The 16063-nt window shown below is 62.4% G+C and carries 11 protein-coding genes; 3 read left to right on the top strand and 8 right to left on the bottom strand.

Annotation, left to right across the window (positions count from 1 at the left end):
* The first annotated feature begins 85 nt into the window (after positions 1 to 85).
* The gene (locus NWV16_RS04930; RefSeq protein WP_260522185.1) at positions 86 to 2614 is read left to right on the top strand and encodes a sulfite reductase flavoprotein subunit alpha; all 2529 of its coding nucleotides are present in this window, start codon (positions 86 to 88) and stop codon (positions 2612 to 2614) included.
* Positions 2615 to 2665: 51 nt separating this feature from the next.
* On the opposite strand, the gene NWV16_RS04925 is transcribed toward NWV16_RS04930, so the two are convergent.
* Genes NWV16_RS04925 through ptsP form a run of 4 tightly spaced genes read right to left on the bottom strand, consistent with a single transcriptional unit; the run spans position 2666 to position 9814 of the window.
* Positions 2666 to 4207 (bottom strand): alkaline phosphatase, encoded by a 1542-nt coding sequence (locus NWV16_RS04925; RefSeq protein WP_260522184.1) that lies wholly within the window; start codon positions 4205 to 4207, stop codon positions 2666 to 2668.
* Positions 4208 to 4266: 59 nt separating this feature from the next.
* A complete protein-coding gene (locus tag NWV16_RS04920) occupies positions 4267 to 6000 on the bottom strand; it encodes a PTS fructose-like transporter subunit IIB (protein WP_260522183.1) in 1734 nt (577 codons plus the stop codon).
* A gap of 11 nt (positions 6001 to 6011) precedes the next feature.
* Positions 6012 to 6953: a 1-phosphofructokinase gene (pfkB, locus tag NWV16_RS04915; protein WP_260522182.1), complete on the bottom strand. Its 942-nt coding sequence runs from the start codon at positions 6951 to 6953 to the stop codon at positions 6012 to 6014.
* A complete protein-coding gene (gene ptsP, locus NWV16_RS04910) occupies positions 6953 to 9814 on the bottom strand; it encodes a phosphoenolpyruvate--protein phosphotransferase (RefSeq protein ID WP_260522181.1) in 2862 nt (953 codons plus the stop codon). The genes pfkB and ptsP overlap by 1 nt, the downstream gene beginning before the upstream one ends.
* A gap of 306 nt (positions 9815 to 10120) precedes the next feature.
* On the opposite strand from ptsP, the gene cra reads away from it, so the two are divergent.
* Both cra and NWV16_RS04900 read left to right on the top strand, forming a co-directional pair.
* A complete protein-coding gene (gene cra, locus NWV16_RS04905) occupies positions 10121 to 11116 on the top strand; it encodes a catabolite repressor/activator (RefSeq protein WP_260522180.1) in 996 nt (331 codons plus the stop codon).
* A gap of 3 nt (positions 11117 to 11119) precedes the next feature.
* Entirely contained in the window at positions 11120 to 11896 is a 777-nt protein-coding gene (locus tag NWV16_RS04900) for a TatD family hydrolase (RefSeq protein ID WP_260522179.1), read from the top strand.
* Here NWV16_RS04900 and NWV16_RS04895 read toward each other — a convergent pair whose 3' ends face one another.
* The 4 genes from NWV16_RS04895 to ampD form a co-directional block, all read right to left on the bottom strand.
* A complete protein-coding gene (locus NWV16_RS04895; protein WP_260522178.1) occupies positions 11897 to 12286 on the bottom strand; it encodes a hypothetical protein in 390 nt (129 codons plus the stop codon).
* Positions 12287 to 12442: 156 nt separating this feature from the next.
* Positions 12443 to 14473, bottom strand: a complete 2031-nt coding sequence (locus NWV16_RS04890) for a methyl-accepting chemotaxis protein (protein ID WP_260522177.1) — start codon at positions 14471 to 14473, stop codon at positions 12443 to 12445.
* Positions 14474 to 14656: 183 nt separating this feature from the next.
* Positions 14657 to 15493, bottom strand: a complete 837-nt coding sequence (gene ampE / locus NWV16_RS04885; protein WP_260522176.1) for a regulatory signaling modulator protein AmpE — start codon at positions 15491 to 15493, stop codon at positions 14657 to 14659.
* On the bottom strand, positions 15490 to 16050 hold the full coding sequence (gene ampD / locus NWV16_RS04880) for a 1,6-anhydro-N-acetylmuramyl-L-alanine amidase AmpD (protein ID WP_065259988.1): 561 nt from the start codon (positions 16048 to 16050) through the stop codon (positions 15490 to 15492). Before ampD ends, ampE begins: the two co-directional genes overlap by 4 nt.
* Between the last annotated feature and the right edge of the window lie 13 nt (positions 16051 to 16063).

The following is a 16063-nucleotide window of genomic DNA, read 5'->3' as shown; positions in this document are numbered from 1 at the left end:
TTGTGCGCAATAAAGAACGTTTCTCGATAACCCACGGCATAATGCACACCGTGAGAACAATTTCCGGACGGACAAGGCAAGCGACGTGTTGAAGAAAACCCTGTTCCAGTTGCACTGGTTTTTTGGCATCACTGCCGGGCTGGTACTGGCCCTGATGGGCATCACCGGCGCCGCCTATTCGTTTCAGGACGAGATCCTGAAGGCGCTCAATCCGAAGGTCCTGCAAGTGGAAAAACAGGTCGCCGGCGTCCTGCCGCCCGCCGAGCTGGTGGAGCGTATTCAGGCAGCCTCGGGCATGACCGTTTCGATGCTCACGGTCGAGACCGACAGCGGCAATGCGGCGCGGGTCTGGTTCACCCCGGCAAAGGGTGAGCGCCGTGGCGAGATGCGCTATTTCGATCCGTACACCGGCGAGGTCAGGGGCGATGTCACCGGTGAGGATTTCTTCGGCCTGATGCTGCAGCTGCACCGTTTCCTCGCCATGGGCGACACCGGTCGCAACATCACCGGTGCCTGTACCCTGATGCTGTTGTTCTTCTGCCTGTCCGGCCTGTACCTGCGCTGGCCGCGTCAGTGGAACAGCTGGCGTGTGTGGCTGACCCTGGACTGGAAGAAAAAGGGCCGCAGTTTCAACTGGGACCTGCATTCGGTGTTCGGCACCTGGTGCATGCTGGTCTATTTGCTACTGGCGTTGACCGGCCTGTTCTGGTCCTACGAGTGGTACAACAAGGGACTGACGAAGTTGCTGTCGGATGCACCACAGAACGAGCGCGTGCGCGGCGGTCGTGGCCCGGCTCCCGAAGGCCCGGCGCCGACCGCCGATTACGCCGCCATGTGGCTCAGCATCTACAGCGCCGCAGGTCCGGGCCTCGCCTCCTACAACATCCGCATGCCGCCAGTGGCCGGTCAACCGGCGACGGTGTTCTATCTGCTCGACAGTTCGCCCCATGAGCGTGCGCTCAACCAGATCACTCTCGACCCGGCCACGGGCGTCGTCAAACGGGTCGACCGCTACACCGACAAGAGCTTCAAGGCGCAATTGCTGACCAGCATTTACGCGCTGCACGTCGGCAGCTACTTCGGCCTGGCCGGGCGGATCATCGTGACCGTCGCGTCAGTACTGATGCCACTGTTTTTCATCACCGGATGGCTGCTGTACCTGGATCGCCGGCGCAAGAAAAAGCAGATCAAGGATGCCCGTCAGGGGCTCGAACAGCCGGCGGGCGACGGTCCGGCATGGCTGATCGGCTTCGCCAGCCAGAGCGGCTTTGCCGAGCAACTGGCGTGGCAGACCGCCGGCCAGTTGCAGGCCGCCGGTTTGCCGGTGAAGGTCCAGCCGCTGGCGAATGTCCGCGAACAGGATCTGCAGGCATCAAACAACGCGCTGTTCGTGGTCAGCACCTTCGGTGACGGCGAGGCGCCGGACAGTGCTCGCGGTTTCGAGCGCAACGTGCTGAGTCGCGCCTCGGCTTTCGGCGATCTCAAGTACTCCGTACTGGGGCTCGGCGACCGCCAGTATCAGCATTTCTGCGGTTTCGCCCGACGCCTGCATCAATGGCTGAGCGAACACGGCGGCACGCCCCTGTTCGCCCCGGTGGAAGTCGACAGCGGCGATCCCTACGCACTGCGACACTGGCAGACCCAGCTCGGCCTGATCACGGGGCAAGCGCCGGTCGACACCTGGCAGGCACCGAGCTACAGCAACTGGACACTGGTCCGCCGCGAATTGATGAACCCTGACAGCAGCGGTTCGCCGGTTTATCTGCTGGGACTCACGCCCCCCGATAACAGCAGCTGGCTGGCCGGCGATCTGGTGGAAGTATTGCCGCGCAACTGCCCCTGGACCATCGAACATTTCCTCGACGGCCTGGGCATCCGTGGCGAAACCACCGTGAAGGTCAACGGTCTGGAAGAGACCCTGGAAACCGCCCTCGCCTCCCGCCAGTTGCCCGAGCACCGCGCCCATCTGGTGGGCCTGCACGCTCAGGCGCTGGTGGATGCGATGATGCCGCTGGCGATGCGCGAATACTCGATCGCCTCGATTGCTGCCGACGGCGTGCTGGAACTGATCGTGCGTCAGGAACAACACAGCGACGGCACCCTCGGCATCGGCTCCGGCTGGCTGACCGAGCATGCTCCCGTAGGCGGCAGCATCAGCCTGCGGGTACGCCGCAACAGTGGCTTCCATCTGCCGAACCAGCCGGTACCGATGATCCTGCTGGGCAACGGCACCGGCCTTGCCGGCCTGCGCAGCCTGCTCAAGGCGCGGATCGCCGACGGCCAGCAGCGCCAGTGGCTGTTGTTCGGCGAGCGCAATCGGGAACACGATTTCCTGTGCCGTACGGAGCTGGAAGAGTGGCTGATCAATGGTGATCTGGCGCGACTGGACCTGGCATTCTCCCGGGATCAGGCCGAGAAAATCTACGTGCAGGATCGTTTGCGCGAATCGGCTGATGAACTGAAAAAGTGGCTGGCGGACGGCGCCGTAATCTACATCTGCGGCAGCCTGCAAGGCATGGCTTCGGGCGTCGACCTGGCTCTGCATGACATCCTCGGCGCCGAAGAAGTCGAACGCCTGATCGAGCAGGGGCGCTATCGCCGCGACGTCTACTGACGCCACGCCCTGCGGGAGCGAACTTGCACGCTCCCGCAGGGCTCATGGTGATCAGACCGGCTGCAACTTCTGCTCAAACACCGCCACCCCGTTCAGATCCCGCAACACCACACTCATCTCCCCGCTCTGCCCCTCGATATTCACCTCGCCAAAAAACTGGAATCCGGCAAACGGCGAAGCGTTTTGCGTCGGCGGCGCTTTCTGGAACACCACTTCCGGGCCGAAGGTCTTGTCCAGCGGATTGGGCCCGAAACTTCCGGCGTTCAAGGGTCCTGCGACAAACTCCCAGAACGGTTCGAAATCCTGGAACGCCGCACGGTCCGGGTGATAGTGATGGGCCGCGCAGTAATGCACGTCCGCTGTCAGGAACACGAAATTGCGCACCTGCTGCGCCCGCAGGAACCCGAGCAATTCGGCCACTTCCAGCTCACGGCCCTGAGCCGGACCGGGATCGCCATTGGCCACGGCTTCCCAACGCGGAACGCCGGGGCTGACTTCACCGTCCGGCACGCCCAGGCCGATCGGCATGTCGGCAGCGATGACTTTCCACCGGGCTTTCGAGGCCTTCAATCCGCGCTTGAGCCAGTTCAGTTGCTCGCGCCCGAGGAACGGTTTTTCCGCCCCGAGATTGTCATCGTTGGCGCCGCGATAGCTGCGCATGTCGAGCACGAAGACATCGAGCATCGGCCCATAACTCAACTTACGATAAATCCGCCCGCCACCATCCGCTGCCTGACGGCGCATCGGCGAATATTCGAGCCAGGCCTGACGCGCGCGCCCGACCAGGGTGTGGATATCCTTTTCCTGATAGCGCTCGTCGAGTTGTTTGCCCGGCGACCAGTTGTTGACCACTTCATGATCGTCCCACTGCCAGATCTGTGGCACTTCGGCGTTGAAACGGCGGATGTTTTCATCCATCAGGTTGTAGCGATAGTTGCCGCGATAATCGTCGAGGGTCTGGGCGACCTTGCTCTTGGCTTCCGTGGTGAGGTTGCGCCATACGCGGCCACCTTCGGTGTTCAGTTGCGCCGGCACCGGGCCGTCGGCATAGATGGTGTCGCCGCTGTGGATAAAGAAGTCCGGCAGGCGCAAACGCATGGATTCGTAGATACGCATGCCGCCGATATCCGGGTTGATGCCGAAACCCTGACCGACCGTATCGCCGCTCCAGACGAAACGGATGTTGCGCCGCGCCGTCGGCGCACTGCGCAAGTGGCCGAGCCACGGCTCACTGGCAACACCGGTCTGGGCGTCCTTGAAATACACGCGGTAGAAAATCGCCTGATCGGCGGGCAATCCGGTGAGCTCGACGCGGGCGGTGAAATCGCTGCGGGCATCGGCCAGCGCAGAAACGACACGTCGTGGATGGCGGAACTGACTGCGGGTGTCCCACTCCACCACCATCCGCGCCGGGCGGTCGGTGCGACTCCAGATCATCGCCCGGTCGCCCTGCAGGTCGCCGGACTGCACGCCGTCGGTGAGTTGTGGTCGGTCCTTGACCGAAGCAATCACGGCCGGGGCCAGACTCGGCATCAGCAGTCCGGCGCCGACCACTTGCATCACGCGCCGGCGACCGAGGTTGAAATCGCTCATGGTGTTCTCCCTGAAAAAAGGAAAACTTAACCATCACCAGATGAAGCGGGTGTGACACCTCAGGCGTTGGCCGGCTCCAGCGCCAGATCGAGCGCTTCCGGACGCTTGACCAGCGCATACACAAGCGCCGTCAACAGACTGCCCGCGACGATGGCCAACAGGTACAGCAGCGCATGGTTGATCGCATTCGGAATCGCCAGCACAAACAGGCCTCCGTGGGGCGCCATCAGCTTGCAACCGAAGTACATCGACAACGCACCGGTCAGCGCACCGCCGACAATGCTGGCCGGGATTACCCGCAGCGGGTCTTTCGCGGCAAACGGAATCGCCCCTTCAGAGATGAAGCACAGGCCCAGCACGAGCGCCGCTTTACCTGCCTCGCGTTCGGTCTGGGCGAACTTGCGCCGGGCGATGAACGTGGCGATGCCCAGACCGATCGGCGGCACCATGCCGGCAGCCATGGTCGCGGCCATCGGTGCGTAACTCTGCGAGGCCAGCAGCCCCACCGAAAACGCATAAGCGGCCTTGTTGATCGGCCCGCCGAGGTCGACGCACATCATGCCGCCCAGCAACACACCGAGCAGGATCGCGTTGGTGGTGCCCATGCTGTCGAGGAAATGCGTCAGCGCCGCGAGCATTCCCGCCACCGGTTTGCCGACCACGTAAATCATCACCAGCCCGGTGATCAGACTGGCGAACAGCGGGATGATCAGAATCGGCTTCAGCGCTTCCAGACTCTGCGGCAACGCCACATAACGACTGATCAGCTTCGCCGCGTAACCGGCAATGAAACCGGCGACGATCCCGCCGATGAAACCGGCGCCCAGCGTACTTGCCAGCAAACCGCCGATCATCCCCGGCGCCAGCCCCGGACGGTCGGCAATCGAGTAAGCGATGTAACCGGCCAGCAACGGCACCATCAATTTGAACGCGGTCTCGCCACCGATCTGCATCAATGCCGCCGCCAGCGTGCCTTCTTCCTTGAACGCGGTGATGCCGAACACGAACGACAACGCAATCATCAGACCGCCCGCCACCACCATCGGCAGCATGAACGACACACCGGTCAGCAGGTGTTTGTAGATGCCTGTCTTCTCTTGTTTGGCCGGGGCCTTGCCGTCGCTTGCCGCACTTTCCTGCTTGCCTTCGGCCAGGGCTTTTTTCAGCGTGGCTTCGGACTGCTTCAACGCAATTCCGGTGCCGCAGCGGTAGATTTTCTTGCCGGCGAAACGCTCGGTGGCGACTTCGATATCCGCCGCCAGCAGCACCACGTCGGCTTCGGCAATCGCCGTCGCGCTCAGGGGATTTTTTGCCCCCACCGAGCCTTGGGTTTCCACCTGAAACTCGTAGCCCAGACGCTTGGCCGCTTGCTGCAAGGCTTCGGCGGCCATGAAGGTGTGGGCCACGCCGGTCGGGCACGCCGTGATGGCGACAATGCGTGGTACGCGTTGCTCAACGGCAGCCGGGGCAACTTCACTTGCAACATGAATGTCGGCTTCTTCGGCACCGCGACGCAGCACCGCTTCGACATCCTGCAACGCTTGCGCCGGTGCGATCCGGTACACGCGCTTGCCGACGAAGCGGCTCATGTCGACATCACCGGTGGCCACCAGCAACACCCATTCCGCCGCATCGAGGGTGGCTGCCGACAACGCGCGTTCCGGATGCGCCGCATCCACCACCTCGACGCTGGTGCTCCAGCCCTGACGCTGGGCCGCCGCATCGAGCAACCGGGCGCACAGCACACTGGTGACCATGCCGTTCGGGCAGGCCGTGACAATGGCTAACTTCATGACAAACCCTCTTATTGTTCTGTCAGGGGGCGCACGCGCACGCCCTGTTCGAGCCGCGCCAGTTGCGCGACATCGTGAATGCCGAAACCGATCTGGGTCACCGCCTGTGCCGCAATCGCCGTAGCCGTGCGCAGGGTTTGCTCCGGCGTGTCGGCACTGAGCAGACCGTGGAGCATGCCGGCCAGCAACGAGTCGCCGGCGCCCACCGTGCTGGCGACGCTGACCTTCGGCGGCGTGGCATGCAGCGCCGAGCCGACACTGAACCAGTTCACGCCCTCGGCACCGTGGGAAACCACCACATGCTCGATGCCTTGCGCGTGCAATCGATTGGCCGCTTCTGCCTCTGCGACGTGAGACAGCACTTCACACCCCAGCGCGTCGGCCAGCTCTTCGGTGTTCGGTTTGATCAGCCACGGGCCGGCCTTGAGCGCCGTGCGCAGCGCCTCGCCGCTGGTGTCCAGCGCGACTTTCAGGCCCTGCCCCTTCAGACGCTCGATCAATTCACGCAACCACTTCGCACTGACCCCACGCGGCAGACTGCCAGCCACCACTACCGCGTCATGCCCCGGCGCGATCTGTACCAGACGATCGAGCAACGCCTGTTGCGCCACCACGCCCACAACCGGACCCGGGCCATTGATATCGGTGATGCGACCGCTCTGTTCAGCGACCTTGATGTTGCTGCGGGTTTCACCCGGAACGCGGATGAAGGCATCGACAAAACCGCGCTTGGCGAACAGGTTTTCGAACGCCTGCAAATTGTCCTCGCCGAGAAAACCGCTGACCGTCAGTTGATGCCCGAGGTCAGCCAGAACCTGAGCTACGTTCACGCCCTTGCCAGCGGCGTGGGTGTGCATCTCGTCGCTGCGATTGACCTGACCGGCCACCAGCGTTGGCAACTGCACCGTGAGGTCCAGCGCCGGATTGAGGGTCAGGGTAAGAATCCTGGCCATTACAGGGTCTCCACTAATGCGCGCACTTCGTCGGCGCTGCCCACTGCCAGGGCTTGTTGAGCAAGGGTTTGCGTGCGGGTCAGGCTGAGTTCGCGGATGCGCGCCTTGACCTCGGCGATGCTGCGTCCGGACACGCTCAGCTCATCCACACCCAGTCCGACCAGCACCGGCACTGCCAGCGGATCCGCCGCCAGCTCGCCGCAGACGCCGACCCATTTGCCGTGGGCATGGGCTGCACGCACGGTGATATCGATCAGTTGCAGCACCGCCGGGTGCAGGCCGTCAGCCTGGGCGGACAGGGTCGGATGACCACGGTCGATGGCCAGGGTGTATTGGGTCAGGTCGTTGGTGCCGACGCTGAAGAAGTCCACCTCCTTGGCCAGCACCGGCGCCAGCAACGCGGCGGACGGCACTTCGATCATGATCCCCAGTTGCAGGTCGGCGACCGGGATTTCCCGGCGCAGACGTTCGGTCATCTCACGAGCCTGACGCCACTCTTCGACGCTGCCGACCATCGGGAACATGATGCGCAGCGGGCGGTCGTCCGCCGAACGCAGCAAGGCGCGCAATTGCGCCTCCATGATCTGCGGACGCTGCAGGGTCAGGCGAATCCCGCGCACGCCGAGGAACGGATTTTCTTCCTTGGCAATCGGCCAATACGGCAACGGTTTGTCGCCACCCACATCAAGGGTGCGCACCACCAGCGGGCGCCCGGCGAGCCCGTCGAGGACGCGCCGGTACTCGGCTTCCTGAGTCGCTTCGTCCGGCGCCTGCGGATGGGCCATGAAAATCAGTTCGGTGCGCAGCAGACCGATGCCTTCGGCACCCTGCTCCACCGCACTGCTGACACCGGCGCTTTCACCGATGTTGGCAAACACTTCCACGGCGTGGCCGTCGGTGGTGTGTGCCGGCTGGTGGCGTTGCTCGGCGGCGGCCTTCAAGCGCTGTTCGCGAGTGTCACGTTCTTCGGCGGCGCGTTGCAGGGTCGCGGCATCGGCATCGACATGCAGACGACCGCGCTGGCCGTCGAGCAGCAACGGCGTGCCCGGTTTCAGCAGCAGCACCGCTGCGCCTGCTCCGACCAATGCCGGAATGCCCAGCGCGCGAGCCACGATTGCGCTGTGAGCGGTGGCGCCACCGCGTGCGGTGAGAATCCCGGCGACCCGTGCCGGATCCAGTCGCGCCACGTCGGACGGACCGACCTCGTCCATCACCAGAATGTACGGCTGCTCTGGCTCGGCGGGCATCTGCACGCCACACAATTGCGCCAGTACCCGACGCCCGATGTCGCGCAGATCGGCGGCGCGTTCGGCGAGCAAGGCATCGTGCAAGGCTTCCTGTTGCTTCGCGGCGGCCTCGATCACCGCCATCCAGGCCGCTTCCGCGCTTTCGCCCTGCTTGAGGCGGGTGTCAACTTCATCGGTGAGTTCCGGGTCGTCGAGCATTTCCTGGTGAGTGATGAAAATCTCGCGGATCGCCTTGGCCTTGCTGCGTTCGATCAGGCCCTGAATGTCCTGACGTACCTCGGCCAGCGCGTTTTTCAGACGTCCGCGCTCGATGGCGGCAGACTCGCCACGCAGCGGGTAATCGATGGTTCGCTGGACCTGAATGTGCGCCGGCCCGATGGCAATGCCGGGGGCGGCGGGAATCGCTTGCAGCAGGCTGCCGGAAGCCGGGGCACTCAAGACTTCGGCGATATCGGCCATGATTTCGCGCTGCTGACTGACTGCCGGCAACGGTTCGACCTCTTCGCCGAGACCTTCTTCAATGGCCGCCAGCAAGGCCGGCAAGGCGTCGGCGGCGATGCTCGGCTCGGCGATGATTTCCAGCACCTGACCGCGACGGGCGCCAAGGCTCAGCAGTTTGCTCAGGCTTTTCACCGACACGGCGCTGTCCTGACCGTCGACGATGCGGATGCGGATTTCACCCTCGAAACTTTTTGCCAGCTGCGCGAGGATCTTCGCCGGACGTGCGTGCAGACCATGGGCGTTGGCCAGGGCAATTCGCGCACTGGGCCAGTCGGCAGGCAATTCGCCGCCGAGCACTTCAAGGACTTTGCGGCTGCTGGTGGCGCGGCCCAATTCATGGCCGCGACCTTCGATCAGCAATGCGCACAAGCGCTCGAGCAACGCCTGATGCGCTTCACCAAGACTGGCCAGGCAAAACAGACCACTGAGAGGCTGACCGAGGTAACGCATCGGTTTGTCCGGCGTAACGAAGGCCAGGCCCGGACGCTTCACGGTCTGCTCACTGTGCAGCCACCACAGGCCTTCCCCCAGCGGCAACGCTTCGACTTGCTGCAACACGCCGGCAAACCCGTTGCTCACGCAATCGGCCTGACGCAGCAAACGCGCACCGCGCCAGACCAGTTCTTCGAAATCGTCGGCGGAGACCCCGAGGCCGATCATTTGCGCATCCAGCGCCAATTCCTGTGGTGCGCCCTGCAACAATTTCAGCAGGGCTTCGGGCGAACCGGCACGACGCAGGGCCTGGCCCAGATCGGTCTCGCCGAGGGCACGGGTCAACAGTTGCAGCAGACGCAGGTGTTCGTCGGATTTGGCGGCGATGCCGATGGCCAGATAGACAATCTGGCCGTCACCCCAATCCACGCCGTCGGGAAACTGCATCAGCCGCACGCCGGTGGCGAACACCTGGTCGCGGGTTTCGGGCGTGCCGTGGGGGATCGCAATGCCCTGGCCGAGGAAGGTCGAGCCCTGAGCCTCGCGGGCCTGCAGGCCGGCGAGGTATCCGTCGGCGACAAGGCCATCGGCGACCAGATGACTGGCCAGCAATTGCAAAGCGGCGGGCTTATCCACAGCCGACTGGCTCATGGATATCTGCTCTACAGTGAGCTCGAGCATGCGATCTCCTTTTTGACGCGCTAACGCGCCAGGTATTGTTTTGAATGGTTCCAGCTTAGGCGCTTGTGCGCCTCCCTTTCAGGAGGCCGTTTTGGCGGTTTCACGGCAGCACCGGCCAAAAGCGTCTAAAACGTAGAAAATACGCCTGCTGAAACGTTTAATCTAGATTGATCGGCACGTTACTCGATAATGTCTCATCCTTGAAGTCCAACTTGTCGGTTGCGCTGCGACAATGGTCGCCTGCCTGAATCGGGTAGGATTGGCGAAAATGTGGCGGCAAGCTCGAAAAAACAAGGAAATCCCGGGTTGAAACTCAGTGATATCGCGCGGCTGGCCGGAGTGTCCGTGACCACCGCCAGCTACGTCATCAATGGCAAGGCCGAACAGCAACGCATCAGCAACGCGACTGTCGAGCGCGTGCGGGCGGTGGTCGATCAGCACGGCTTTACTCCCAATCCCCAGGCGGCCGGATTGCGCAGCAGGCACACCCGGACTTTGGGTTTTATCCTGCCGGATCTGGAAAACCCCAGCTACGCGCGGATCGCCAAACTGCTGGAACAAGGCGCCCGGGCGCGCGGCTATCAGTTGCTGATTGCCAGCTCCGACGATGCGCCGGACAGCGAACGGCAACTGCTGCAACTGTTCCGCGCACGGCGCTGCGATGCGTTGATCGTCGCCAGCTGCCTGCCGTCCGGTGACGACAGCTACCGTCAGTTGCAGGCCAAGGGTCTGCCGATCATCGCCATCGACCGGGTGATGGATCCGGAACACTTCTGCTCGGTGGTCAGTGACGACCGAGAAGCCAGCCTGCACCTGACCGAAAGCCTGCTCGACCCGCAACCCAGGCAGATCGTGCTGCTGGGCGCCCGCCCGGAATTGAGCATCAGCCAGGAACGTGCCGCCGGATTCAAACAAGCCTTGGCCGGGTTCAAGGGCGACGTGCTGATCGAGCACGCCGAATCCTTCAGCCGCGAGTGCGGCAAGCAATTGATGGAAGAACTCCTGCAACGCCTCGGGCATTTGCCGGATGCGCTGCTGACCACGTCCTACGTGCTGTTGCAGGGTGTGTTCGACGCGCTGCATGACTTCCCGCTGAAAAATCGCCCGCTGCGTCTGGGCACGTTCGGCGACACCCAGTTGCTGGATTTCCTGCCGCTGCCGGTCAACGCCATGGCCCAGCAGCACCAGTTGATCGCCGACAAAGCGCTGGCACTGGCGCTGGCAGCGGTCGAGCAGTCGGAGTACCAGCCTGGCGTGCAAGCCATCGCCCGTACGTTCAAGCAGCGTATTCACCGGGACTGAGCCGTGGAGCTGATCGACAGCCACACCCATCTGGACTTTCCCGACTTCGACGCCGACCGTGCGGCGTTGCTGGCCGAAAGCCGTGCCCTCGGGGTGCGGCGGATGGTGGTGCTGGGCGTATATGAAGGCAACTGGCAGCGGGTGTGGGATCTGGTGCAAAGCGATCCGCAGCTGTACGCCGCATTCGGTTTGCACCCGGTCTATCTCGATCAGCACAGGTCGCAAGACTTGCTGGCGCTGGGCGACTGGCTGTCACGACTGCGCGATCATCGGCAACTGTGCGCTGTTGGCGAAATCGGGCTGGATTACTTCATCGAAAGCCTCGACCGCGAGCGCCAGCAAGCGCTGTTCGAAGCACAACTGCAACTGGCAGCGGATTTCGAGTTGCCGGCATTGATCCATGTGCGGCGCAGCCATGCGGCGGTGATTGCCACACTCAAGCGTTTCAAGCTCAAACGCGCCGGCATCATTCACGCCTTCGCCGGCAGCCGTGAAGAGGCGCGGGAATACACCAGACTCGGTTTCAAACTGGGTCTCGGCGGCGCCCCCACCTGGCCTCAGGCCCTGCGCATGCACCGGGTGTTGCCCGATTTGCCACTGGACTCGATCGTGCTGGAGACCGACTCTCCGGACATGGCACCCGCCATGTTTCCCGGTGTGCGCAACACACCGGCGCATCTGCCGGCCATCTGTGCGGCGCTGGCGGGATTGATGAACGTCAGTGAAGAACGGCTCGCCGAGGCCAGCACTGCCAACTGCTGCGAAGTATTCGGCTGGTAGTCACTCGCCGTGGGCCCTGGCGGCATCAAGCATCAAGGTCATGTGCTGACGGTGGCGAACAAACCGCACCAGCGCGAAGTACACAAAAATCACGATCAATGACGCATTCAGCTGCTCAGTCACGCTGAGCAACCCTACCCATTCCATCACCAGCGCCACCAGCAGCGCAGTGCACACCGTCACCGATGCACTGAAACGCAACAGGCCCAGTGAATCAAGGGATTTGAAGCGTCTGATCTGTTTCGGGCAACTCAGCTCCAGGGCTTTCTCGCAGTGGGCGCAGGTGAACGGCTCATTGATCGCGATGGCATTGAGTTGCCAGGGTTTGAGCAGCAGCGTGGTCTGACAATGGGCGCAGCGGCCCTGGATTCCCAGGGTTGCAACGGACATGAGAGGCTTCCTCCAGTCGGTCAATTGGCGTGATCTTGAACCATTGAAGACGAAAAATCCGGGCCCGGAGGAAATCAGGATTTGGCTTACAAATGTAAGCAAAAAAGTACTACAAACTGTTCCGAGAACACCCGGCCTCCAATGCAACAGGCCGACTCAGACCCGGAACGCGCTGATCAACTGCTTCAACTCCACCACCTGTGCCGACAGGGCCCGACTCGCATCCTCGGTCCGGTGTGCGCCTTCGGCTGTGCGTTCACCGGCCCGGTTGATTTCGACGATGTTCTGATCAATGTCATGGGCGACGGCGGTCTGCTGCTCCACCGCCGCCGCGATCTGCTGGTTCTGATCGACGATCATTCCCACCGCACCGAGAATGTTTTCCAGTGCCTGCTGGACCTTTTCCGATTGTCCCACGGTGCCGCTGGCCATTTGATGACTGACGCCCATGGCCTTTACTGCTGCGCCGACCCCACCCTGCAGTCTGGTGATCATCTGCTCGATTTCTTCGGTCGATTGCTGGGTGCGTTTGGCCAGGGTTCGCACTTCGTCCGCCACCACCGCAAACCCTCGCCCCTGCTCTCCCGCGCGCGCCGCTTCGATCGCGGCGTTGAGCGCCAGCAGGTTGGTCTGCTCGGCGATGCTCTTGATCACCTCCAGCACGCTGCTGATCGACTGGCTGTCGCTGGCCAGTTGATTGATCACTTGCACCGACTGATCGATCTCGCCGGCCAGCGCCGCAATACTGCTTTGCTGGGACTGCACCAGACCGCGCCCACTGATGGTCTCGCCATTCACGCTGTGCGCACTGCTGACCGCTGCCGCAGCGCTGCGCGCCACCTCCAGTGAAGTGGCCGACATCTGGTTCATGGCCGTGGCCACCTGTTCGATCTGGCTGCGCTGACCGGCCACTGCCTGATTGCTTTGCGCCGAGACATTTTCCACTTGCCCGGCCTGACGCTCGACCTCGCCGACGGTCTGGCCGACCCGCTCGATCAGGTCGTGAATCTTGCGCACCGTACCGTTGAACACCTCGCCCAGCTCGCCCAGCTCATCACGACTGTGGGCCACGAAGTTGACTGTCATGTCGCCGGCCGCGACTTTGTCCATCATTGCGCCCAGGCGTTTGAGCGTGTTGCGGGTCGAAGCGTAGAAACCGCCGTAGAGGTAGAAGATCAGCACGAACACCACCGACAATGCGACCGCCTGCAACACCATGTGCGTGCGGTTCTGCGCCAGACGTTGCTGCAATTGGGTATCGAGGTACTTCAGAGTGGCTTCGTCGAGGTGGTAAGTGCGATCCATCAGCCCGGTGACCTGATCGTAGAACGCCTGCCACGGTGCATCGAGCGTTTCGGCGACCACCACTTGTTCTTCAAAGATTTCACTGGCCTGTTTCAGCGACATCTTGCTGGCATCGGCTGCGCTACTCAGCGAATCCCTCGCCGCGCTGCTCGACCCCAGCGCATCCTGCAGCTTCAGCCCGTACTCGCCTTGAAGTTTTTCAATCTGCGCCAGCAACTCATCGAAACGGGTGCTGGAGGAACTGTTGAGAAATCCTTGTCCCAATGAATAAGAGCCCATGGCCCGCCCTTCACCGAGGATCTGGGTAATGGCGGGCGTGGTGGCGGTCACCAGCTCGCTGAGCTGGCGGATATCACTTTGCGTATCGCGGCCCAGACCGGCCTGGCTGGCGATGATCTGGCTGAAAATCTGCGCACTGCCAAGCAGTTTGCCGATCAGCGCGCTTTTGCTTTGCAGGGAGTTTTCCGCTTGCTGGGCCTTGAACGCAGCAATCATTTCATCGCGTTTGGCCTCAAAGATCTTGATCTGCTCGGGGTCGTCGGTCATCGCCGCGAGCCCTTGCAGGCGCGTCAGAACACGTTGTTCAAGCCCCGTGATCTGCGACTCGACATTCCCGGCCTTGCCCGACTGGCCGAGCGTGACGTTGATCTGTACCAGGTTGTTGAGGGTTTCCAGATCCCGACGCAAGACCAGACTGCTGCCCAGCAGGTCGAGGCTTTGCAACTCCACCCGGGTGCCCTGAAACTGGCGATAGGAATCGCGCACCAGATAGAAATTGGTCACCAGCATCGGTACCAGGAACAGCACGCTGATCAGGCTGAACTTCATGCCGAAGCTCAGGCGGTTCATCAGCGAGACGGCGGGATAGAGCAAGCTCTTCACTGGAAGTCTCCCTTGGTTTTTTTCTTGTTTTTATTGGCAGGCGCGGGCGACAGCAGATAGCCACTATCGGGCGCCATCTCTGTATAGCTCAAATCGAAGGGAGGTTTTGTAACTTAAGGTTAACGACGAAGGATCGCCCGAACACCGATGCGTCCGGACGACCTTTTGCTCATCGAGCGGGTATCAATGGATCAGAACGGTCCACAGGGCAAACCCGGCATACCACAACACTGCCGCACGCAGCAGCAGCTCCCACAGACAATCGAGGGTGTTGATGCCTTCCGGGCCAGTGACGGCAGGCGGAATTTCTCCGGCGGCCAGACCGACTCTGTTGATCAGTTGTGCGGCGCCGATGTTCCAGTTCAACAGTTCATGCAGCATGATCCGGCTGACCGCGACGAAGTTGCCGACCAGCGCGAGACTGGCCGCCAACAGACGCACCGGCACCCAGTCGAAGGCATGTCGCAGTTGCCCTGCACGCTCGGCCAGCGCCGGGGTCTGTGCGTTCTCTTCTGCCAGGGCCAGCAGGCGATAGCTCAGCGCGGCGACCGGACCCAGCACGAAATACCAGAAAATCACCGCGAAAAAACTCTGATACGCCTGCCACAACAGATGCCGCTGCACCTGCTCCAGCAATTGCTCACCGCTCTCGGCGCAGATATCCAGGTCACGCTTGGCCACGTGGGCGGCGGCTTGCAGATCCTCGCGACGCCAGGCGTCACGGAACGGTCCGAGACCGCCGAGCAGATCACCCCGCCCCAGGCTGTAAATCACCACCAGCAAATGCACCGGCAGGGCCAGCAGGCCATAGGCAACCGGCTCCAGCACCAGCAGCAACAACCCCAGCAACGCCACCGGCAGCAGCACCAGAATGGTCAGCACCAGCCAGGGCCGTTTTGACAGGCTGCCGCTTTCAAGTTTGTGCAGTTCGCGGATCCATCCGCCATCGCGTTGAACCCGATGGCGCAAGGCCGAGAATTTCTCGACCCATAGCGCCAGCAGTAACACCAGAAAACTCATTGCTCTTCCTCTTGTGCCAGGGCTGCGCGGTAGCGAGCCCAGTCGAATGCCGGGCCAGGATCGGTCTTGCGCCCGGGTGCGATGTCGCTGTGCCCGCAGATACGGGCGCCGGTGATAGCCGGAAATGCTGTTTGCAACTGCCGGGTGAGCGTAACCAGGGCCTGATACTGCGCATCGGTGAACGGCAGATCATCGGTTCCTTCGAGCTCGATGCCCACGGAAAAATCGTTACAGGTTTCCCGTCCTTCGAAAACCGAAACGCCGGCATGCCACGCCCGCTCGAGACAGGAGACAAACTGGGTGACCTTGCCGTCACGTTCGATCAGAAAATGCGCAGACACCCGCAGGTCGGCAATGCCTGCAAAGTAGGGATGCTCCGTGACATCCAGGCGATTCTGGAAAAATTCCTGCACCTTGCCGGTGGCGAATTGCGCCGGCGGCAGGCTGATGTTGTGAATGACCAACAGCGACACTTCGCCCGCCGGGCGTTCATTGAAGTTGGGCGAGGGGCAGATCTGCACCCCGTGACACCACCCGCTTGCGGGATCCAACTGCATACCGATTCCTTCA

Origin of the sequence: Pseudomonas sp. BW7P1 (assembly GCF_024981055.1) — a bacterium.
Classification (GTDB): domain Bacteria; phylum Pseudomonadota; class Gammaproteobacteria; order Pseudomonadales; family Pseudomonadaceae; genus Aquipseudomonas; species Aquipseudomonas bananamidigenes.
The sequence above is the reverse complement of the archived record's forward strand: the minus strand, read 5'-3'. Positions and strand labels throughout refer to the sequence as shown.